This window comes from Leifsonia sp. SIMBA_070, assembly GCF_046534635.1.
GTDB lineage: Bacteria > Actinomycetota > Actinomycetes > Actinomycetales > Microbacteriaceae > Leifsonia.
In genome coordinates this window covers 1-273 of the sequence record NZ_JAWRYK010000261.1, presented here as the reverse complement: position 1 = coordinate 273, position 273 = coordinate 1, and the positions used below count along the sequence as shown (strand labels likewise).

The following is a 273-nucleotide window of genomic DNA, read 5'->3' as shown; positions in this document are numbered from 1 at the left end:
CCGGGCTTTGACCAGTCGGACAAACTTGGGCCGTGCCGGTCCAGATAGGCATGCGCCGCACGCCGCAGACCGGCGGCATCCAGTCCCGTGTGCTGGTATCTGGACAGGGACACGTAGTACGCGCCCAGCCCTCCCACATAATCCAGGTCTTCGGGGTCCGCTTCGCCGATCAGGGAGGCGTACTGCCCCGGCAACGGTGCAGGAGTCCAGGGGGCGGCCTCATCGATGGAGAGCTCGTGACAGGTGATGTGGTCGGCCAGGGAGCCTACAAAA

1 protein-coding gene is annotated in these 273 nt (G+C 65.2%); it reads right to left on the bottom strand.

Annotation, left to right across the window (positions count from 1 at the left end; translation table 11 throughout):
• Nucleotides 1–273, bottom strand: a 273-nt coding sequence (locus SB754_RS20265; RefSeq protein ID WP_410784161.1) for a hypothetical protein, incomplete at both ends; no start/stop codon positions are given.